This is a genomic window from Dyella sp. M7H15-1, assembly GCF_004114615.1.
Taxonomy (GTDB): domain Bacteria; phylum Pseudomonadota; class Gammaproteobacteria; order Xanthomonadales; family Rhodanobacteraceae; genus Dyella_B.
Genome location: NZ_CP035300.1, coordinates 982,152 through 1,001,845, shown reverse-complemented (window position 1 = coordinate 1,001,845; position 19,694 = coordinate 982,152). Strand labels below are relative to the sequence as shown.

Here is a 19,694-nt window from a genome sequence, read left to right as displayed (position 1 = left end):
AGAGACGGGTTACGCCTCCGAGGCGGTGTTGCTGTCTTGCCAGGACTGCCTTATCCGGCGACTTGTGGCGGAGAGTGAGTTATCCAGCGCAAGGCGCTGGCTAGGCGTTTGCGACAGACCGCTTGCCTGCCAGTCTTCCGCAAAGACTTTCACCGAGCTGCCCGTCATCGCTGCACGCGCGACGCCAGCGGCGCCGGTGCCCATGCTCGCCAGCCGGCCCGCGAGGTTTTGCCCTTGCAGGTGTGCGCCGTCGCCCAGGTGCGCGGCGATGCTGCGCGTCTGCAGCAACACCACGATGATGGCCAGCGTCACGGTAACGACCTTGATGAAGTCCACGATGATCTGCCCGCTGCTGTTGGTCGGGGCAGGGAGGCTCGCGTAGAAGTTCTCGATGAAGCTGAAAATCAGCTCGATCGCCACGTCCATGATGATGAATAGGATCGCGAAGTTGCAGATCTGGCCTAGCCACGACTCAAAGAATCGCTGCGTGCCCTGGAAGATCGCCATGATGATGAAGAAAGGGCCGACCGCAAGCAGGATCGCCATGGCGATGTAAGACACGAACAGGATGCCTGCAGCGATGCCGACCATTGTCCCAGCCGCCAGATCGACCAGGATGGCGAGATCGTAATAGGCGATGGCCGTGCCCATGTTGTCCTGCCCGCTCTGGCTCGTGCCCTGCTGCCAAATCTGCTGGCCGATGTCGAAGCCCTCGCAAAGCGAGACGTCCAACGTAGTCGCGAATTCGACCGTTTCACCAGGTGTCTCCGCGCATTGTGCCGTCGTAGTACCGCCTGGCACCGTCGCGTTCTCCTGCAGGTCCGAGCCGATCGCGATGGGCGCTGTCAGGAAGAAGTTGGAGACGTTCGCCTGGTAGATGCTGACCGTCAGTGCCAGGCTTACGATGATGGACATACGCATGATGCGCTTCATGCCATCGGTGAATGGCTCCTGGACGTGGCCGGTCGCGATGCCAACACCCCACAGCAAGACGTACATGGTCAGGAGCGAGCCCGCGGCCGGCCCGACAATCTTCATCATTTCGCCGGACACGCTATTGACGAAATCGGTGATCGTCGGGGTGATTCCGTCGAAGAGGAAATACGCTATTCGGGTTGTGGGGTCGGCCATGGCCTACGCTCCTGCCAATGAATGAAATCCAGTTTCTTCACTGAATCTTTTTGTATTCGCCACCATGACCGACAAAAATGCTCCCGGTAGCGATGCCGAGAATGTTCCAGTGTCGTTTCATGTGGTTCTCCCGGGGTAAATAATGGGGCGTCGCAGGGGTTCGACGCCCGGTGCGGATCGCGACTCAATACTTCGTTATGAGGGATTGGAAGTTCGACTGGCGCTGTTTCTCATCCCGCATTTTCCGTGCGTTCTCACGCATCGAGTTTTGCGACTGCAACTGCAGAAGCTGGTTCAGCATCATTGAGTTTTCCGCCTCGAGGCGTGCCTGCAGCTCGGCGATTGACTTCGGGTCGCTGGTCAAGTTGATTTGGCCCATCATTTCCTGCAGCCGGATATAGCGGTTCTGCGCGCTCTGATACTGCATGGCATTCTCGGCCTGGCCGGTGGACTCCGTGCTCATGCCGTACGCCAGGGCGGCCACCACGATCGGATCGACGTTGTTGAAGGAACCGCTGTTGAGCTGGGAGGCTTCCTGCTCGATCGAGTTGGCAAGCGAGGCGATCGAGTCGCTACCGCCGTTGATAGCCGACTGCCAGGTGCTCGTGTTGTTGTTGGCGTAGGACTCCGGCAGGAGGCTGCCCAGGCCGCGGTTGCCCGTCGATGACGACAGTTGCTGAGTGGCGGTCGCCAACATGCTTTCCAACTGCGTGAGCTGGCTCAGCATCGTGGCGTACTCGGTGGTGTATTCCTCCGTTTGGTTCGAGATGGCCATGGCATCGGTCACCGGGATCTGTGCCGATGCCGTGCCCACCATTCCAACGCCCAAACCGACGGTCAGTGCGACCGCCAAGGCGCTTCGTGTCATGCGTTTCATGTTTGTTCTCTCCTAATCGCTTGGAATACTGGCAGCCAGTCATCGGGGGTTTCGCCGGCGGAGGCACGGGCACGCTCACACCATTCCACCGAGGCTGCGGTGCCAGACATCACAGCCAATTCGTCATCGAACCCGCGCAGATTCAGTTCGCACACGGCCGCGTTGGGCCCTTGCTTGAACAGGAAGCCGCGAAGGTTCTGCTCCACCATGTCCTTGCGGACAATCTCGTACTCGCGTTCGGACAGCTTGAAGCCCGTGATGTAGTCCTCGCGGCGAGCCTTTGCGTTCGGCAAGTACAGCTGCGTCACGCACTGTTCGATGAGCTGCGCATTGATGCGGGACTTCAACACGTCCGCCGGTGATTGTGTGCCGAACAAGGCCAGCGCATTGCGCTTGCGGTAGGTTTTCACGGCATCGAGCGCCTTCTGCTCGAAATACTCGTCCATGAGCATCTTCCAAAACTCGTCCATGTTCAGGATGAAGCGGCGTCCGTCGATCAGGGACTCCATGCGATGAAAGAGATACATCACCGTCACGGTTCGCGTTTCCTCGTTCTCGAGGAAGTCCGTCACGTCGAACCCGAAGTGCCGTCCAGTGCCGAGCGAAATGGCATCGGTCGGGTTGTCCAGAAGCCAACCCAGCGAGCCGCCGGCGCACCACTTCGAGAAGCGCGCGGCGTTGCCGTTCGGATCGGTTGGATCGAAAAACTCCTTGATCGCCGAGAAGCGCCGTGTCGCGTAGGGCATGCGGTAGACGCCATTCACCGCTTCCTGCACCTCGTGTTCGCGATCGGCAGAGAAGCGGAAGTCACGGTCGCTGCCCTTGATGCAGCGCTTCACCAGATCCATGACCCATTGTCGGTTGCCCGGCGTGTCGGGTAACGCCAAAGGGTTGAAGCCCGTTTGCTTGCCGTTCTGCAGCGTGTGGTACTGGCCGCCCATGGCGCGGATAAAGATTTCCTGGCCACGATCCTTGTCGAAGGTGAAGACGGTCGGCTTGTATTTTTCGGCCTGGGCCAGCATGAACGTCTGGATGACGGTCTTGCCGGCGCCGGTCGGGCCAAGCATAAGCGTATGGCCCGCTACGCGGTCATCTTGCTTGGACTCGTCCAGTCCCTTACGGCCACCGGGTGGTAGGTGGAAGTTGAAGTAGAATGGCGTGCCCGACGTCGTTTTCAGCAGGGTTAGGGCTGGCCCCCACTGGTTACCGTGGGTGCGGCCGTGCGGGTAGTTGTGGAAGCCGGTGAATCCGATGAAGTTCCCGGAACTGATCGCAGCGGGGCGCGGGCGCAGATCGAAGTTGCCCGGCAATTGCGCGAAGTAGGCCGCTTCAAGGCACTCGTCCTCGCGCACGGCCAGGAACCCGGCCTCGCTCAACATCGTGCGAGCTTCGGCCAGGCGTTCTTTGAGCTGGCGTTGCGTGTCGGCCAGCACCATCAAGCTCAGGTGGTGCTCGCCGTAGATGGAGCGGCTGGCCGACAAGTCGTCCAGCGCGTCAGAAATCGACTCCATCTGCGAAGACGATTTGTCTTTGGCATTACGCAGCAAGCGTTGCTGCTTGTCCAACGCGGCAAGTGCCTTCGTCTTCGAGTACGTGGCGAAACTCTGCGTCAGCACGAAGGGGAAGGGTATCGTGAGAGCCACCACCAGGTGGCCCGGCTCCGTGCGTTCCACTTGATACTCTGACACCGCCGCGATCGCTCCGAGGCGCGTGGATGTCATGTCGCGCACTTCAAATTGATCGACACCGAAGCTAATGCGCGCATTGCCGATCGCAAAGCGCGCACTTCCCTTCGGGATTGCCACGCGCTGCCAGGTGCAGGTCAACAGGTAGTGGTAGAACTCCAGCACTTCGGAGCAGACCAGGCCATTGTACTCATAGGTTTCCAGCCGTCGCGCGCCGTAGCGCGCAAGGCCAGCCTTCACCGTGTCGGCCAGCTCGTCGAGGTGTTCGCTTTGCGCGTCGATGTCATCCTGGATCGACTGCTGGGTCTTCTTTCCGCCGAAGTCGAACCACTTGGCCGCGCCGTGTTTGCCGCGCACGATCAAGGTCAGGTAGTGCGAGTTGACCATCATGGCCAGACCCTGGAGGCTGGCCTTGTACTTATCGTTTAGGTCGCTCGCAAAACCGATATCGAAATACCCGTCAGGGTATCTGTTGCGCGGTTCGCGGAGCAGGTGCGTCCAGATCGCCACATCATCGGCGCCGATGTTCTTGAGCAGGCCTTTGAGGGCTTCATGCCAACCCTGCAGGTCTTCGTCGTCGGCCGCCTCGTGGGCGATGCCGGCGATCTTGAACACGGTCGCCATCTCGCCGCCTTTCAGTCGGACGTTGTGCCGCGTGATGTGTGACGTTACAGGCACATGCTCGGCTATCGGCCGAGCCTGGTTCACGAGGGCTTGCTTCGCTTCGATGGACGAAGACATGGTAAATCCTTGTCTCAACGGCGCTTGCGCGCCCGGAGGGGAGAGTACGAACCGCTTTTCCAGTAATGCCGTGTGCGGTGCGCGCCTTTGGTCTTGAGCTGGAGCAGCACATAGCGGAAAGCCCGCGGATCACGGGCGCAAACCAGGCGGGCAAGGGCGTAGAGGACTACGCCCATGCCCAGGGACATGATCGACCACATGATGTCGAGGTTGGCGATCTTGGTTACCAAGAACACCACCATCGTTCCTGCCCCTATGCCGGCTGCGGCTTCGATCGGCAAGCTGAAGATCATGGCTGGCCGAGTCAGCCCGCCGAACAATGGATCGGCTCGCAATTTGTTTTCGTCACGTGGGCCGCTCATGGCGATCAACCGAAGTTGGTGTTGGTCGAGTTACCAAACAGGCCCTGCACCACAGCGGTAGCCATACCGGCCACGACGCAGCCAATCAGCACCTGGCCGACCGTACGCCATTCCATGCGACCGAAGGCGGCCATGACGCCGGAGCCGAGTACGGCCACCACGAGGATGAAGTACACGCCCGTCCACAGCCAGGACAGGGCCGAGTTCGCCTGCGTTTTGAGCTGGCTGGCCGCGTCCTGCGTAAAGGCAAGGCTCGGATGCACGATTATCAAGGTGGCGATCGTGAACATCAGGGCGAAGGAGAGGAAGTTGGTTCCGCGGGTGGCGATGCGGGAGAGTTTGACGGCAGGCGTGGTGGCTGCGGTAACGGCAGCGAGGGTTCGCAGGGACAGATCGTTGGCGCGGTGAGCGAGCGAATGGTTACCGTTCATGAGGATGGTTCTCCAGGGAGAGTAAGGTCGGTGACAGAGGGCCGTGTTTCTCAATCGTTGCGATGAGGCGATCAAGGGCTTGGTAGTAGCGAGCCTCCTTTTTCAGGGACGCGAGGGTGACGAACTCGTTTTTCCATGCTGGCAAAGCTTGCAAGGCCCGTCCTTCGGCGTACCGCGTTATCAGCAGTTGTCGCATCATTGGTTGCGATAGCAAGTCCGCCCATTCCGCCTCGTACACCGTGACGGAGGTCGCTTGCCAAGTGGTCGGCTGGTAGAAGGTTTTGCGCTGGATGTCGGCCATAGTTGTAAGAATTCCACCGGGTTTTACTGGCGAAATACATGGCGGGAGACACGTTCAGGCGATTAGCTGGCTGGGTCACTGGCCACCATCCTGCCCGGCGGCGCTGGCTTGGGGGGCGGCACCGAACACCATGACCGCCGTGGCGGCTGGTGTGGCGCTGCTGGTTTTGGCAGGCTCCACTACGGACGAGCCTTGTTGGGCTTGCCCGTAGACGTCCCACGCCGGTGCCGGGACAGGGCGTTCGGCCGTGACTTGAACAGCCGCCAGCTGGGCGGCTGCAGAGGTGCCTTCGCTGGTCGCACCATCAATGCTCGGCACCGTGTACGTGCTGCGCACTTGCGCCACGTAGCCGTTCACAAGGCCGCCGCTTTGCGTGCCAGTGTTGTACGCCGACAAGGCCGCGTCGAGCGCGGCCTGATCGTTGGCGGCTGTGGTACGTGCCTTCAAGTAGGCCTCTGTCAGCAGTTGCGCGGCAGCCTTGACGTTGAGGCACGGGTCGAAAGCCTGAGCGACAGTCAGCTTCAACCTCGCTAGGTTGGCGCTATTGATTTGACCGAGGCCCAGGTCGATGTTTTTGCCTTGCGAGATGAACCGTTGCGCGGCGTCGGTAGCGTCGGTGGCGTTCTTCGACTGGATGGTTTGGTGCGGATCGGCATTGATGCCGATGAGGTTTGGGTCGAAAGCCGATTCGGCGCGTACCAGATTGAGGATGGTGTTCGGAGCGACCTGGGGAGCGCAACGCGTGATAGTGTGCGCCAGTTCGCGCGGGATCACGGTATTTGCAGTGGTATCGGCTACGGCAGCGGTCGCGGTCAGTGTCACCAGTGAAGTAATCACTTTTGCAACTTTGATGGCGTTCATTGCCGTCATTCTGCGCGTGGATTCTTCCAACAATCGCATCGCTAAATCTTTGAACAATTGCAGTCGAGCAGGTTTGCGCAATAGTGCGTCTCGCCTCATTGATTTTGTCGAAAATGCTAATAAAATCAATAAATTGACATAATTTACATGCGGGCTCGCGGAGCGGTTGCCGCTTTTGGCAACTTCTCGCGTGGCATTGTCAGCCGTGTCTTTGATGGATAGCCCTGGGAAAGCCACACCAGAAGCCAAATCTGAACGAGCTGGAGACTGAGTCGGGAATCGCTGGCATGCCAGCGATCTCCTCTGATCGTGAACCATGTCGCCTGCGGCGTCGTATCCGTTCGCCTCCCGTCGACGTAGTAGGCAAGCCAGAGGTCTGCGGACAAGACGCACAAAAAATCGCGCTCTACGCGGAGATCCGCCGAGCGAAAACAGTCTTTCCTGCAGCGAGTGCAGCATCATCTTCCATGCCCCTGTCCCCTGTTCCACCGTTTCCTATCGGTGTTTTCAGAAGCTAGCACACATCATTATCGGTGTCACTGGATTTTGGTGCGAATAGTGACACTTCCGCCTTAGTCGCAGGCCGAGACGATTTCGCAGTGGCGGCCAATGAAGATCATTTTTGGTTTTCATTGAGTCTTCATGGATTTGACAGCGGTCTTCTCCGGTCTTTCCGACTATATGCATTCGGCAGAGTTTCGCGATGTGGCGCGACACCCGGAACATCCCAGCGCGTTCACGCGTCAACGCAAACTTCCCCTTCCCACCCTGGTGACCCTCCTGGTGAGTGGTATGCGCAAAAGCGTCCAGGCTGAAGTGGACGAGTTCTTGCTCGCGTCAAACAACAGGTTGATTGGGTGCGTGAGGTGAGCGAACAGGCTGTGGCCCAGGCGCGGGCCAAACTGTCTGGTTTCGCGATTTCCTGCTTAACGATCATCTTGTCGAATGCGCTGACGCCGCGGGCTTTGTGCCGCACTGGCGTGACCGGCGCTTGGCGGCGGCCGATGACTCGACGATACGTTTTGCTATTCGTGCTAGTCATGTTCCACGCGCCGCCGACGCCGACCCGATGGTCTTCGGCTTGTATCTGCTCGGCGCCGAACTCATGTTGTTGGCTTCCGTGCGCAGTACCCACGCGAATGAACGGCAAATGCTGTTCGAGCAGATCGTGGCACTGGCACCACCCAGTCCCAGGGATGTTGCGGACTATGAATGTCCTGCCACACCCATAAAAGTGCGCGGGGTGCGCCATGTCGCTTCGGCCGGTCGCGTGCGTGTGCTCATGACCACTGCTCTTTGATCGGAGCCTGTTTCCAGCCAAGGCCTTTGGCGATTTGTATCACCCGCGCTGGCGTATCGAAGAAGCGTTCAAACGCCTCAAACACCGCCTCAATCTGGAACCTGTCTCAGGTCTGTCGCAACTGGCCGTGATGCAGGATCTGGACGCCAAAGTCATGTGCGACAATCTGCACGTGCTGGTCGCCGCCAAGGCTTATAAAGAAGCCAGCTTACCGGAAAAACATAGGATCAATCGCACCTACGCGATGACGGCTTTCCGGCCGGTGCTGTCGGTGCTCCTGTTGGGGTATGACATTTGCAACCGACTCCATGACGTGCTCGGCCTTATTGCACGACGAACTTTTGTGCATCGACCCGATAAGTCCAAGTCGCGGGACCGGCATCGGCCCAAGCCACATAAGCTCGCTGATTACTAAGGCGTGTTGAGGGGCGTTAAGGCTAATGGCACTAAACTTAAGGCCCAGCGAATTTCGGGGCTGACGCACAGCATTGAAAATAAAAGAAAAAGGCTGATTCGTGTTGGTAGGATGTTGTCGTCGAACAAACGTCGCCAGATACAACGGGTAATCATGCTGCTCCAGCTTGCCGCAGAATTCCTTGCCACAGTCAGTCAGGACACGAAGCACGGGAACATCACTCGCTGCAAAGAATGGCAACACCTTGTCGTTCAACAAGTCGGCAGCGGTAATTGGCGTCTTGGTGGGATGTAGTTTGGCAAAGGCTACCTTGCTGTAGGTGTCGACATAGGTCTGTTGATAAATACGACCAACACCTTTCAGGGTGCCAACATAAAACGTGTCCTGTGAGCCAAGATAACCAGGATGCGCGGTTTCGATTTCGCCACATGCCACATCATCGTCAGACTTCCTTTCCAGCGCTACCACCTGGGCCTCCGTGAGCACCGCGTCACTTTAGGCAACGTGTTTTTCCAGGGCACGGAGCCGTTGCTTGAAGTTAGCCAGCTGATGCCTTAACCAGATGGAGCGCACACCGGACGGGCTGACAAACGTGCCGCGCTGGCGTTATTCGTTGCTAACACGTACCCGGCCATACTTCTACACTTAAAGCCAGAACGCCTCAGAACTAGAATAGATTCTCCATTCGGCACTAGGAATAGATTCTCCATTCGGCACTAGGATGATAGTATCAGTCTCGGCAGTTCCGCCACTCCGCAGGGCGAATCCTGCGATCGGACTCCGGCAATGACGAAGGCGTTGGCGCGAAACGCCGTGGCAGCGACAGCCGCACATTTCGGCGGACGTGCCGGGCATTTCATGATAATGGCGTTCCTGCTGGCGACGCAGAACACCTACGCGTCGACGCTGGCAGCGTCGTTGTTCCTGTCGCGGTTCGGCGTCTCGGCGATCCCCATTTACTACGTCTTGTTTGCCGCGATCTCGATTCCGTGTTCGATCATGCTGTCGGGAATTATCGATCGCTTCCCCCGCCGCGTGATCCTCAAGTTTATGCTCGGCGTATTCGTGCTCGTAAGCCTAACGATGTCGGCCGTGCTCAGACTCGGCGACAGCTGGTACTACGTCGTCTATCTGGGCATCTCGGTGTGCGAGCAGCTACTGTACAGCATCTATTACGTGCTGTTCGCCGACTATTTCAGCGTCACCGACGCCAAGCGCGCTATCGGGCGTGTCGCCGTTGGCATGGCCTTGGGCGGGCTGATTGGCGGCGCCGGCGTTGGTTCCGTCAACGCGTTCGCAGGCCCCCGCATCGCCTTGTTGTTGACGCCTGCGCTGGTGCTTGTGGTGATTGCATATTTCGCCTGGTTGTCGCGGCGGCATCAACCACTCGAAGACGTCGAGCCGACTGCTGAGGAGAGCCTACGCCTGATGCCTCGGCTCCTGCGGCGCTACCCGCTGGTTTCCCTCCTGGCCGCGGCGATGTTTCTCAACGTGTTCCTGCAATGCGTATCAGAATATCTGGCATTCTCGATCTACACCCTGCACTTTCCCAGCATTGACCGGCTGGCGACCTTCCTGGGGTTCATTCAGGGAGGTCTCAATCTGCTCGGCTTCGTCATCATCGTCGCCTTTACCGATCGGCAGATGACAAGGCTTGGCGTTGTTGTCATGAATCGCGTCTATCCCGCATTAAACACGCTGTCTTTCGGCGTGCTGTCGGTCTCCACCTCGCTGCCGGCCGGAGTCCTGGCCAACATTGCCTACGACCCGTTCGTTTATGGGATCGACGTGCCGGTCGGGATCATGAACTACAACGCAATCCGTTACCGACTGGTCGGACGCGTGCGCGTCTTCATCGACGGCTTCGTTTATCCACTCGGGCTGGCTTTCGCCGGCGTGTCGCTGGAGGCCTTCCAGCGCGGTCTAAGTCTGCGCACCATCGCGCAGATTGGCTTTGTCGAAAGCCTGCTGCTGTTCGTCATTCACTGGTATATTGGGATCCACTACGTCCGCGGCTTACTCGACATGCTCCGTGACGGCGTCGTCGACTTCGAGAATGTCGACCGCGCCATCCGCCTGCCGCCGGAAACCATCGCCGAGATCCGCACCATGCTACGCAGCGATTCGCGTACCGCCTATGCCGCGCTACAGATGGCGCTGTGGTGCAACCACGAGTTCGGCACCGACGAGATCGCTCCAGCGCTGGCAGCGATCCCGATTGGTCAGGGCCGAGCCATCATGGAGCGCCTAACGGTTTCGGTGACGCCCGCGCGGCATAAGACCTTCGAGGAGCTGGCACGCTCGCCGATCCCTGCGGTGCGTCAGCTCGCGCTCGAGGTGTTGGCGAGGTGCACTAGGCTGCATCCCGGCGACCTCGACGCACTAATGGACGATCCTGATGAAGGCATTCGCAGTGTAGCCGCCGCGACGCTTCTTTGCGCCGAGCCGAGCAATGCAACGGCTCTCGCCGTGCTGGGCCGGCCACTGAAGCCGGAATCCGCGCTCGGCGCCATCGGGGTGCTGCGATTCTGCGACAGCGAAAGCGCTGGTGAGATACTGTCGTTGTTTGGTGCTCACGGCGACGGCCAAGTGCGTGCCACCGCATTGAACGCAGTGGGATCGTTCAAAGCCCACACCGCCAACACCCTGAACTGGGCGCGACGCGCGGCATCCGACGACTCGCCAGGAGTACGTGAATCGGCACTGCGCGTTCTGGCGCAGATGGTTCCGACTGACGAACTAAACGAGGTACTTGACGTCGCTTGGACAGATCCCTCCTCCCGTGTCCGCCAAGCTGTTGTCGAAACGCTCAGTATCCGCGGTAAGGACGCGCTACCGTCCTTGAATGCGCAATTGTGGAACGGGCGCGAGGAGGCGCAGCTTGCCGCTATTGAGGCGCTCGGCCGCATCCAGGGCGCCGACGCCGAGCAAAACCTGTTAGAGATGCTGGAGACCACGAAGTTTCCCTTGATTGCGCTCTACCGGCGGTTCGCACAGCATTGCGACGCCAAGCGCCCCGGCTGGCAGTCGATGTCGTTCGTGATCGACGACAGCACGCGCCGCGTGCTTCGTCTGGTGCTGCAAGCCCTCGAAGCGCTCGGCCATCACCGCACCCTCAATCTCGCGCGTACCGCACTGAGGGCCTCCGACGAACGCACTCGCGCCAACGCGATCGAGAGTTTGGCGACGCTGCCACACCGGCAGTTCGTGGTGCCGTTGGCGCCGCTGTTGGAAGAGCGTGTGGCTGGATCCGGCAAGCTCGATCGCGATCAGACACTGCTCATTCTCCGTGACGCCCAGGCTATCGACGATGAGCGCCTGCGAGCCGCGGCGGTAATTGCCTGGCACGCCGAGACCGGTGACATTCCGCCAAGCGCATGGGCGGACTCTTCGCAACTGGTCGCCGATGCCGTCCGCAGCCTGATACAGGGAGGCACCGAAGATCGCCCATACCGACAGGAAGCCACGATGAGTCGTATTGCGTTCCTTCACTCCGTGCCGCTGTTTTCCGATACCACGTTCGACGACCTTATCGTGCTCGACCGCACGCTTACCTGCGAAACTTATCTACAGGGCGAGAACATCGTCACCGAGGGTGAGGCCGGCGACCGCATGTACATCGTCTATCGGGGCGAAGTCGTCGTGCGCAAGCAGACGCCGGACGGCAACCGGGAACTCGCTCGGCTCGGTATAGGTGAATTTTTCGGCGAGATGTCGTTGTTTGACAACGAGCCGCGCTTGGCGACGGTTTCGGCGCTCGATGACGTCGAGATGCTGGTGATCACACGCGACCGTTTCCACAACTTAATCGAGCAGCGCCCTGCCGTCCTGATGCAGCTCTGCGCCGCGCTGGTGCGTCGGCTGCGCAAGACGGTGACTTGACGCCTCCGCGACGATGCGCCGGCTCAGATAGGGCGAGAACGAGTTGGGGTAGCGGCGTTGCAAATCAGGTCGCCGCCAGTCGTCCGGGCGGACGAATTTGCGACAGTTTGGCGCGCCACATTCGCATGCGAAGCTCAACAAATCGTGCGAGTCGCACATTGCATAGTCGAAGCAGATCTCCTCGCCCGGCTCGATACGCCGAAGCGTCACAAGACTGCTGGCGCCGGAGAGGCCGGCATTGGGCTGGCACGAGTGATTGATGAAGTCGGCGCCAGCGACGCTATCGCGCGGAGTTACGAGGTGTAGGTAGTCCTCGATCTGCATTGCGTAGAACTGCTCCTCGCGCGTCAGGCGCCGTAACTCATCACTCGTCATGATAACGCCGCCCCAAATGCACAGCAGCTCGTGAAGCTCGAGCCGCCGCGCTGCGAATACGCCTTTGCCGCCTTTGCCGAGGAGTTCTCTCACTACGAGGCCGTCAGCGAGGTAGTGCACGGCTATGACGTCTTGTTTGCTTGCAGCACGATGACCATGCGCCGCGCGTCGTGACTATTGTCGAAAGGCTGGTCGAGCCGGTAATCACCATAGCAGTCGAGCAAGCTCATGGCTCCCGACAGCTTGGCGAGTGCGGAAAACTCCTGGAACGTGGTAAAGCGCTCGCGGGCCTGCTCGCGAAAAACCTTGCGCTCGCCATACTCATTGACCGTCATCACTACCTCGCATTCGACAACTTGAGTCAATGGATCGGCGCTTGGCTTGTTGACCGCCCAATCGATCACCACGCGGACGCCGTCACGTTCACCCTTGTATTGGAAATTGCCGTAATCCCACATCGAGCAATCACGCGGATGGGTGAGCTCGATGACGTAGAGGCCGCCCGGCGTCAGGTTGGTTGCTACCGTGCGGAAGTGATTGATGATCTGCTCTTGCGTCTCCAGGCAGTCAATGCTGTCGAAGCTGTTGAGCGCGAGATCGACCGGCGCAGGCAACGTGAAGTCACGCATATCGCACGCGAAATAATCGATAAGCCCGTTCGTTTGCGGCTCGAGCCCTCGGGCGAATTCGATCATCTCCGGCTGCAGATCGAGTGCATAGGCCTGAATACCGCGCGCCGCGAACGCCTTGGCGTGGTAGCCGGGCCCGCAAGCGATATCGACCATGCTGCGCAACGGCCGACCGTTTTGGCAGGAATAGAGATCAGTGAGGAACTGCACTTCGCCGCTGACATCGCGTTGGAACACGATGTCGTAGTAAAGGGCACGCCGGTAGATATCTATGTATTCGCCCACGACAATCTATCGGAAATAATAAAGTGGCCTGGAAGTGTGCTGCTAAAGGAAGTGAAAGCGCACCATGGTGTCTAGCGGCATCGGTAGCAACCTCGGCGTCCTTCTCTCGGGTAGTTCAGCTCGATCAGCTTCTCTAACACTTTTAGGGCACCACCTGCTCTAGAAACTTCTCGCGGCGCGTCTGCCGCTTCTTGGTGCTGTAGACCAGTGAGGCGAACATGGTTTGCTTCGTAACGAGGTAGATTTGGGTGACGGCATTAAGACGCCAGAAAAAAAGGGTGGTGAATAAATCAGAGCAGTCTTAGCTTTAGGATCACAAGGTCGCTTCCCGGACGACTTGTCGAAAATTTATGTAAAGAAACACTACGCCGCCTAGCGGTGTAATGTCAACCTGATTCCGTGAGCTCCCGACTCGTAACCCGCATGCACGCTTGCTTTGGGAGTGATCGTGGATACCACGATGATGGAGAAGGCCGTGGCGCACCCGGCGGACTCGCGTCTTCTGGAGCGGTGCCGGGAACATCTGGTGAAAGCGGCCGACCGACACGGGCCTGAGGCTGCGCCAAAACTACCATCGGGAAGCGCCACGGGCGACCGAAAATGCGTGGTCAGTGACGTATATCGCGATCGCAGCTTCGAGGTCGAAACGGCAGCACGTTTCCGCCGGTGGCAGCCTGTTTCTGTTCAGCGGTGTGTTCGGTTGGTTCGGGTGTATACAACTCGAGGGTGGGCAAAATCAGCGCTGTAAGCGTATTGCCCATCATCCACAGATGACCGGCTTTCCGGTCGTCACCATCGATGCTTACCTCGAAACTGTAGCGCCGCTCCACCACGTGCTGGTCACCAAAGCGACGCCAACGCCATCCGCTTAGCCCTACGGTTTCGTCCAGCAATTGCAAGCCGTGCTGCTGGCAGCGTGAGCGTGCTTCATGGATCGCCTGGTCCCGGGCACGGCTAAGCCGCAGCCATGTCCCAATAATGGTGACAAGAACGAACAATAGGAAGAGGGTAGCGAAGTCGCCCATACATGGAGTGTGTGGGCGACTCGGCGTGGCTGCAAGATCAGTGAACTTTCAATCGCAACGAAAGATCGATGGCCCGCACGTGCTTGGTCAATGCCCCGACCGAGATGTAATCGACACCAGTACGGGCGTAGTCGCCAATGGTGTTGAGATCGACGTTGCCGGAAATCTCCAGCGGTACGCGTCCTGCTGTCTGTGTTACGGCTTCGCGAATCAGTGGCAAGGTGAAGTTGTCCAGCATGATGCGGTCCACGCCGGCATCCAGTGCCTGCTGCAGCTCGTTGAGGTTTTCCACTTCCACTTCCAACAACAGAGAGGGGTGAAGTTTGCGGGCTGCCTTAACGGCGGCGGCAATGCTGCCGGCAGCAATGATGTGGTTTTCTTTTACCAGGATCGCGTCGTACAGACCGATGCGATGGTTATGACCGCCACCGCAAAGCACCGCATATTTCTGCGCCAGACGCAGGCCGGGTATGGTTTTGCGGGTGTCGAGCACGCATACCTTGGTGCCGGCCACGGCAGCCACGTGGGCGGCGGTGTGGGTGGCGGTGCCAGATAGCAATTGCAGGAAGTTGAGCGAAGTGCGTTCGGCGCTCAGCAGTGCGCGTGCGTTGCCGTGTACTTCGCAGATCACCGTGCCCGGTGTAGCGCGGTCGCCGTCGCTGACGTTCCAGTCGATCCGCGCTTCTGGATCGAGCTTGCGAACGGCAGCGTTGAACCACGGAATGCCTGCGATCACCGCGTCTTCGCGACAGATGAGTTGCGCAGTGGCCTTGGCATCGGCGGACAACAGGCTAGCAGTGGCGTCGCCTTTGCCAAGATCCTCGGCAAAGGCACGTTCCACATCGGCATGGATAACGGCTTGGTCTGGCGGAGTGAAGCGAAGCGCAGTACTCATTCGGTATCGTTGGGGCGAGCGTCTTCATGGCTCAGTCGATCAACGATAGCATCCATCGCACGATCGAACAGCGCGTTCGATGCAAGGATGCGGGCGTGACCATCGACCATCACTGTGGCGAGTTCGTACGGCGAATAATCCGCCACCTTGAGGCCGCGCCGATTGACAAACAGGTAGCGGCCGCTCATCGGGCTGATCCACGACAGCTTGGCGCGTTCGAAGTGGTCGCCTTCGCTATTGAATTCCAGCCAGCTGCCGGGTTTGAGCGCGTTGATGCGTTCGAGTTCTTCACGCACTTCCGGCGCGATCGCCGCAGCTTCGGGTTCGGCATTGGCTGGATCGTCTTCCAGGTCGGCCATGCTTTCGGCCAGCGGCTGGATGCTTTCCGGAATCGGCAGCGGCGACAGCGTGGCTTCGGCTGTCTGCGGCTGTTTGGTAACTGGCGCCACTTCGCCCAACTGCTGGCGATAGTAGGTGTGCAACTGGCTAAGCAGACGCTCGATATCGGCGTCCTGGAAAGCCACGTTGGCCAAGCCTTTGCGCAGCGCTTGCTCTATGCCCGGCAGCAACTGGCGCAGGTCGCGCTTGGCTTCGGGCGTGCGCACCGACTTGGTGCTGGCGATAAAGGCATCGACAAAACGCAGTGCTTCGCGGAGTTCGGAAGATTCTTCACCCCTGCGCAAGATGGTGAGCACCATGTAATTCGCCCAGGCGCGCGACAGCACCCCATGGATCAGCGGTGGCAACACGTGATCGCCGACACGGCTGAGAATTTCGCGTGCGGCGCGACGACGCGCCTGCTCGAGCTTTTCGCGACCGCGGGTGGATTCGGCCACGCGTTGCTCGGTCAGTTCGGCGCGGCGACGATTGGCTTCCTGGAATTGCTGTAGCTCGGCGTACAAGCGATCGAAGATGGTCATGTCATCGTCGAACTCCTGTAGCAGGCGTTCGACGATGGCCTTGATGGTGTCGTGCAGCCGGCCATCGCGGTCGGATTCTTCCGACCAGCTCTTGGCCGCTTCGGCCAGGCCATCCAGTAGGCGACGCGCCGGATGCTGGCGATGCGCAAACAGCTTGCGGTCGAGGATGGCGGCTTTGAGATAAGGAATCTGCAGACGCGCCAGCATCACCTGCATCTGCGGCGGCAGGTTGCGGTCTTCGAGAATGAACTCGAACAGCATGCCAACCAGGTCGATGGTGTCTTCGTCCATCGTCGCGACCTGGCCGGGGCGTTGGCCTCGTAGGGAGCTAAGTTGCGACAGGAGCTGCTCCTTGAGCTGCAGCACCTGCTGGGTGAGATCCAGCATGCTGGTGCCCATGGACAACGGGGCCAGCGGCACGGTGGCGGCCTGGCTTTGCAGCACGCTGAGTGCGCCGATCAACTCGTTAGCGGTCGGCAACGGTCCCTGGGTGATGGCCGACAGCGGCACATTCGGATGTGCGCGCCGCGCACCGAACAGGGTACGCAGTGTCTGTAGCAGTTCGGCAGATGCCTCACTGTCATCCGCAGCGATCGGAGCTCCGTTGTCGTCAGCGGCTCCGGCTGCTGCGCCGGCACCACTCGCGGAACCGCCTGGGCGCACCACTTCGTGACGCAATTGCGGCAATACGCCAGCACGCATCAGTTCGCCGCTGGTCTCCTGGTACAGCTCGTCCAGCGCGGCCATGACATAGCGATCGAACAACTTGTAGATGATCAACTTGACACGCATGTCGGCGCTGAGTTCGCGCATCGACTGGCGGAATGCCTGGGCCAGCAGGGCGGGGCCGATCGGGTTGGTGGCATCCTCGATCTTCGCGCCACCGCAGATCACCGACAGTCGCTGGTTTACCGCGAACAGATCGCGGGTGAGACGGGTTTCGTTTTTGCCAATCATGCTGGTGATGGCCAGCGATTCTTCCAGCTCGTTGTCGGCGACCAATGACAATTCGATCGAACCGGCCAACGGGGCGGGCGTGCTGCTTGGGGGGTAGCGGTGCCCGCTGACGAAATCGCTCAGCTCGTGCGATACCTGGGCCAGAAAATGGCGTTCAATGACTGGGCGGCGCTTGCGCACCTCGCGCATGCCGTCGAAGTAATGCATCTGCGCGGCATTGTTCTCGGCTTTTTCAGCCAGATCGAACAGGGTGTCGTCCACATGCTCGAACATGTTGCCGACATATTGCTGCAGGCGGCGCGTGGCGATATGGCGGACGGCATTCAACAGGTCTCCTCCACGGCCGCTGGAGGGATCCAGTCGGTCGCTCAGATTAATGATGTTCGATGGCTCGTTAGCTGGATTCATCACCACACCCCTGTGGTTGGCCAAATGGCTAGTCGCGACGGTCTTCTGGCTGGTTTGTCGAACATAAGTGAAAACGGGATTTCCCGCCATGCAGACCGTCATGAATTTTCATTTTGCCGTTAGGATCGATAGAAACCTAACAGGTTCTGGAGTCGGGCTGCTTTCAGACTGCGGCCGGGAAATCGTTGAGCTGGGTGGTGCCAATGCCCTCTTCGGGTAACATCACAGGGATGCCATCCTCGACCCGGTAGACCACCTTGCGGTCCATGGTGATCAATCCTTCGCTCAGCCGACCCTGCACTGCAACATCTGCCACAGTGACCACCTGGCCGGCATCGATCGCCTTGTTCAAGGCATGGAGTTCGCTGCTGTTGAGCAGACGCACCGGGGTTTTGCTCACCGGGCAACAGAGAATGTCGAGCAGGCGCTTGTCCATGGGGTAGGGCAGGTATCGTTGCCATGTGGGGAAGCACGTACAATATACCCTTTTGGACGACCGAAGCCATGACGGTAACAACGGCAGCACCGAAAGTTGGTGTGGTGATGGGATCGCGTTCGGATTGGGAAACCATGACGCATGCGGCCGAAGTGCTACAGGAACTGGGCGTGCCCCACGAGGTACGGGTGGTTTCCGCACACCGCACGCCGGACTTGCTGTTCCAGTACGCCGAAGAGGCCGTTGGTCGCGGTATCCAGGTCATCATTGCTGGCGCCGGTGGCGCAGCCCATCTGCCGGGCATGCTGGCTGCCAAGACCCGCTTGCCAGTGCTTGGCGTTCCGGTGCAGTCCAAGGCCCTTCAGGGCATGGACTCCCTGCTTTCCATCGCGCAGATGCCGGCCGGCATTCCGGTGGGCACCCTGGCGATCGGTCGCGCGGGTGCAGTCAATGCGGGCCTGCTCGCGGCCGCAGTGCTTGCGTTGCACGATCCGGTGCTGGCAAAGGCCGTGGATATCTATCGTTCCCGTCAGACTCAGGCCGTTCTGGACAACTCGGATCCCCGCGCGTGATCGTACGTAAGCAACCTGTTCTGGGCATCCTCGGTGGTGGCCAACTGGCCCGCATGCTAGCGCTCGCTGCGGCGCCGCTAGGTGTGAAAACCCTGGTGGTGGACAGCGCGGCCGACGCCTGTGCCGGTCAGGTGGCTCCCTTGTGTCTGGCCGATTGGACTGATTACGCCGCGCTGGAAAAATTTGCCGCCGCGGTCGATGTGATCACCTTCGATTTCGAAAATGTGCCGGCTGAAACCGCGCATTGGTTGGTCGAGCGCGTGGCGGTGTTCCCCGATCCGCGTGCCTTGGCGGTGGCGCAGGATCGTCTGGCCGAGAAAACCCTGTTCCGCGAATGTGGTTTGCAAACACCCGCCTTCCAGGCGGTCGATACCCGCGAAGATCTGGATCGGGCCTTGGCCGCGATCGGTGCGCCGGCCATTCTCAAAACCCGTCGCCTTGGTTACGACGGCAAGGGGCAGTTCCGTATCAAGCAGTTGTCGAATGCCGATGTGGCGTGGGCTGCGCTGGGTGCGCAGGCCGCTGTGCATGGTTTGATTCTGGAAGCGTTTGTGCCGTTCGAGCGCGAGCTGTCCGTATTGGCGGTGCGCACGCGCGCTGGTGATTTCCGTATTTGGCCGCTGACGCAGAACTGGCATACCGACGGCGTGCTCAGTCTCAGTCTTGCGCCGGCACCGGATGTCGATACCTTGCAGGAGCGCGCCGCCGAATTGGCGCGCATTCTTGCCGAGCGCTTGGGTTATGTCGGTGTATTTGCGCTGGAACTGTTCGTTAAAGATGGCGAGCTGCTAGGCAATGAGATGGCGCCGCGTGTGCACAACTCCGGCCACTGGACCATCGAAGGAGCTGTTGCCAGCCAGTTCGAGAATCACGTGCGCGCGGTGCTGGGTTTGCCATTGGGCGATACCTCGGCCCACGGCTTCTCGGCGATGTTCAACTGGATTGGCGAGTTGCCCGATGCAACGTCGGTCCTGCGTGCCATCGATGGGCACTGGCACGATTACGGCAAACAGCCGCGGCCCGGGCGCAAGGTGGGCCATGCCACGGTGTGTGCGAAAGATGCTGGGATGCTCGCTATGCGTATCGATGACATCGCACGTGTGTTGAAGCGCGAAGAGCAAGTGGCACCTGCGATGCGTGTACTTGTGAAATGATGCCCTGTTCCCTTTAGGGAAAGGGCTGGGATGAGGGGACAATCTTGCCTTG

Annotated in this window: 17 protein-coding genes and 3 pseudogenes; 5 read left to right on the top strand and 15 right to left on the bottom strand. The window is 59.7% G+C overall.

Going from position 1 to position 19,694, the window contains the following annotated elements; genetic code table 11:
• Nucleotides 1-9: 9 nt before the first annotated feature.
• The 7 genes from EO087_RS04810 to EO087_RS16200 all read right to left on the bottom strand — a co-directional run bounded on the left by EO087_RS04810 (nucleotide 10) and on the right by EO087_RS16200 (nucleotide 6,389).
• Entirely contained in the window at nucleotides 10-1,131 is a 1,122-nt protein-coding gene (locus tag EO087_RS04810) for a type IV secretion system protein (RefSeq protein WP_128897873.1), read from the bottom strand.
• Between the two features lie 184 nt (nucleotides 1,132-1,315).
• On the bottom strand, nucleotides 1,316-1,984 hold the full coding sequence (locus tag EO087_RS04805) for a type IV secretion system protein (RefSeq protein WP_164931767.1): 669 nt from the start codon (nucleotides 1,982-1,984) through the stop codon (nucleotides 1,316-1,318).
• 20 nt (nucleotides 1,985-2,004) lie between these two features.
• The gene (locus EO087_RS04800) at nucleotides 2,005-4,434 is read right to left on the bottom strand and encodes a VirB4 family type IV secretion/conjugal transfer ATPase (protein WP_128897871.1); all 2,430 of its coding nucleotides are present in this window, start codon (nucleotides 4,432-4,434) and stop codon (nucleotides 2,005-2,007) included.
• A gap of 14 nt (nucleotides 4,435-4,448) precedes the next feature.
• Nucleotides 4,449-4,796: a VirB3 family type IV secretion system protein gene (locus EO087_RS04795; protein WP_128897870.1), complete on the bottom strand. Its 348-nt coding sequence runs from the start codon at nucleotides 4,794-4,796 to the stop codon at nucleotides 4,449-4,451.
• A 5-nt stretch (nucleotides 4,797-4,801) separates the two neighbouring features.
• Nucleotides 4,802-5,227 carry a TrbC/VirB2 family protein gene (locus tag EO087_RS04790; RefSeq protein WP_128897869.1) on the bottom strand — a complete coding sequence of 142 codons (426 nt, stop codon included), beginning with the start codon at nucleotides 5,225-5,227 and terminating at the stop codon, nucleotides 4,802-4,804.
• Nucleotides 5,217-5,528 carry a hypothetical protein gene (locus EO087_RS04785; protein WP_128897868.1) on the bottom strand — a complete coding sequence of 104 codons (312 nt, stop codon included), beginning with the start codon at nucleotides 5,526-5,528 and terminating at the stop codon, nucleotides 5,217-5,219. The genes EO087_RS04790 and EO087_RS04785 overlap by 11 nt, the downstream gene beginning before the upstream one ends.
• Nucleotides 5,529-5,603: 75 nt before the next feature.
• Entirely contained in the window at nucleotides 5,604-6,389 is a 786-nt protein-coding gene (locus tag EO087_RS16200; protein ID WP_164931766.1) for a lytic transglycosylase domain-containing protein, read from the bottom strand.
• Nucleotides 6,390-7,356: 967 nt separating this feature from the next.
• Between EO087_RS16200 and EO087_RS16405 the strand changes: the two genes are divergently transcribed.
• The gene (locus tag EO087_RS16405) at nucleotides 7,357-7,689 is read left to right on the top strand and encodes a hypothetical protein (RefSeq protein ID WP_205744435.1); all 333 of its coding nucleotides are present in this window, start codon (nucleotides 7,357-7,359) and stop codon (nucleotides 7,687-7,689) included.
• Between the two features lie 547 nt (nucleotides 7,690-8,236).
• Here the strand turns inward: EO087_RS16405 and EO087_RS04770 are convergent.
• A pseudogene (locus EO087_RS04770) lies at nucleotides 8,237-8,740 on the bottom strand (IS481 family transposase); the annotation flags it as partial.
• 150 nt (nucleotides 8,741-8,890) lie between these two features.
• Between EO087_RS04770 and EO087_RS04765 the strand changes: the two are divergent.
• Nucleotides 8,891-11,986, top strand: a complete 3,096-nt coding sequence (locus tag EO087_RS04765; protein ID WP_128897866.1) for an MFS transporter — start codon at nucleotides 8,891-8,893, stop codon at nucleotides 11,984-11,986.
• Here the strand turns inward: EO087_RS04765 and EO087_RS04760 are convergent.
• The 3 genes and pseudogenes from EO087_RS04760 to EO087_RS16655 all read right to left on the bottom strand — a co-directional run.
• Nucleotides 11,909-12,481: an SET domain-containing protein gene (locus EO087_RS04760; RefSeq protein ID WP_205744433.1), complete on the bottom strand. Its 573-nt coding sequence runs from the start codon at nucleotides 12,479-12,481 to the stop codon at nucleotides 11,909-11,911. The genes EO087_RS04765 and EO087_RS04760 overlap by 78 nt on opposite strands.
• Before the next feature lie 2 nt (nucleotides 12,482-12,483).
• Nucleotides 12,484-13,146 carry a class I SAM-dependent methyltransferase gene (locus tag EO087_RS04755; RefSeq protein ID WP_128897865.1) on the bottom strand — a complete coding sequence of 221 codons (663 nt, stop codon included), beginning with the start codon at nucleotides 13,144-13,146 and terminating at the stop codon, nucleotides 12,484-12,486.
• Nucleotides 13,147-13,320: 174 nt separating this feature from the next.
• A pseudogene (locus EO087_RS16655) lies at nucleotides 13,321-13,495 on the bottom strand (IS5/IS1182 family transposase); the annotation flags it as partial.
• A gap of 222 nt (nucleotides 13,496-13,717) precedes the next feature.
• Here EO087_RS16655 and EO087_RS04750 point away from each other — a divergent pair.
• A pseudogene (locus tag EO087_RS04750) lies at nucleotides 13,718-13,865 on the top strand (IS5/IS1182 family transposase); the annotation flags it as partial.
• An 18-nt stretch (nucleotides 13,866-13,883) separates the two neighbouring features.
• On the opposite strand, the gene EO087_RS04745 reads toward EO087_RS04750, so the two are convergent.
• From EO087_RS04745 to EO087_RS04730, 4 genes are all read right to left on the bottom strand, one after another.
• A complete protein-coding gene (locus EO087_RS04745) occupies nucleotides 13,884-14,300 on the bottom strand; it encodes a DUF3301 domain-containing protein (RefSeq protein ID WP_128897864.1) in 417 nt (138 codons plus the stop codon).
• Between the two features lie 37 nt (nucleotides 14,301-14,337).
• Nucleotides 14,338-15,195 carry a carboxylating nicotinate-nucleotide diphosphorylase gene (nadC, locus tag EO087_RS04740; protein WP_128897863.1) on the bottom strand — a complete coding sequence of 286 codons (858 nt, stop codon included), beginning with the start codon at nucleotides 15,193-15,195 and terminating at the stop codon, nucleotides 14,338-14,340.
• Nucleotides 15,192-17,480, bottom strand: coding sequence for a DUF1631 domain-containing protein (locus EO087_RS04735; protein WP_128897862.1), 2,289 nt, complete (start codon nucleotides 17,478-17,480; stop codon nucleotides 15,192-15,194). The genes nadC and EO087_RS04735 overlap by 4 nt, the downstream gene beginning before the upstream one ends.
• Before the next feature lie 163 nt (nucleotides 17,481-17,643).
• On the bottom strand, nucleotides 17,644-17,916 hold the full coding sequence (locus EO087_RS04730) for a Trm112 family protein (RefSeq protein WP_128897861.1): 273 nt from the start codon (nucleotides 17,914-17,916) through the stop codon (nucleotides 17,644-17,646).
• 68 nt (nucleotides 17,917-17,984) lie between these two features.
• Between EO087_RS04730 and purE the strand changes: the two genes are divergently transcribed.
• Both purE and EO087_RS04720 read left to right on the top strand, forming a co-directional pair.
• Nucleotides 17,985-18,488, top strand: a complete 504-nt coding sequence (gene purE / locus EO087_RS04725) for a 5-(carboxyamino)imidazole ribonucleotide mutase (RefSeq protein WP_128897860.1) — start codon at nucleotides 17,985-17,987, stop codon at nucleotides 18,486-18,488.
• Nucleotides 18,485-19,642, top strand: a complete 1,158-nt coding sequence (locus tag EO087_RS04720) for a 5-(carboxyamino)imidazole ribonucleotide synthase (RefSeq protein WP_128897859.1) — start codon at nucleotides 18,485-18,487, stop codon at nucleotides 19,640-19,642. The genes purE and EO087_RS04720 overlap by 4 nt, the downstream gene beginning before the upstream one ends.
• Nucleotides 19,643-19,694 lie beyond the last annotated feature (52 nt).

What these genes read in the sequence shown, in the direction of transcription:
- EO087_RS04810 (WP_128897873.1), bottom strand. Translation starts at nt 1,131, where the DNA reads ATGGCCGACCCCACAACCCGAATAGCGTATTTCCTCTTCGACGGAATC.
- EO087_RS04800 (WP_128897871.1), bottom strand. Translation starts at nt 4,434, where the DNA reads ATGTCTTCGTCCATCGAAGCGAAGCAAGCCCTCGTGAACCAGGCTCGG.
- EO087_RS04795 (WP_128897870.1), bottom strand. Translation starts at nt 4,796, where the DNA reads ATGAGCGGCCCACGTGACGAAAACAAATTGCGAGCCGATCCATTGTTC.
- EO087_RS04790 (WP_128897869.1), bottom strand. Translation starts at nt 5,227, where the DNA reads ATGAACGGTAACCATTCGCTCGCTCACCGCGCCAACGATCTGTCCCTG.
- EO087_RS04785 (WP_128897868.1), bottom strand. Translation starts at nt 5,528, where the DNA reads ATGGCCGACATCCAGCGCAAAACCTTCTACCAGCCGACCACTTGGCAA.
- EO087_RS16200 (WP_164931766.1), bottom strand. Translation starts at nt 6,389, where the DNA reads ATGAACGCCATCAAAGTTGCAAAAGTGATTACTTCACTGGTGACACTG.
- EO087_RS04765 (WP_128897866.1), top strand. Translation starts at nt 8,891, where the DNA reads ATGACGAAGGCGTTGGCGCGAAACGCCGTGGCAGCGACAGCCGCACAT.
- EO087_RS04755 (WP_128897865.1), bottom strand. Translation starts at nt 13,146, where the DNA reads ATGGTCGATATCGCTTGCGGGCCCGGCTACCACGCCAAGGCGTTCGCG.
- EO087_RS04745 (WP_128897864.1), bottom strand. Translation starts at nt 14,300, where the DNA reads ATGGGCGACTTCGCTACCCTCTTCCTATTGTTCGTTCTTGTCACCATT.
- nadC (WP_128897863.1), bottom strand. Translation starts at nt 15,195, where the DNA reads ATGAGTACTGCGCTTCGCTTCACTCCGCCAGACCAAGCCGTTATCCAT.
- EO087_RS04735 (WP_128897862.1), bottom strand. Translation starts at nt 17,480, where the DNA reads ATGAATCCAGCTAACGAGCCATCGAACATCATTAATCTGAGCGACCGA.
- EO087_RS04730 (WP_128897861.1), bottom strand. Translation starts at nt 17,916, where the DNA reads ATGGACAAGCGCCTGCTCGACATTCTCTGTTGCCCGGTGAGCAAAACC.
- purE (WP_128897860.1), top strand. Translation starts at nt 17,985, where the DNA reads ATGACGGTAACAACGGCAGCACCGAAAGTTGGTGTGGTGATGGGATCG.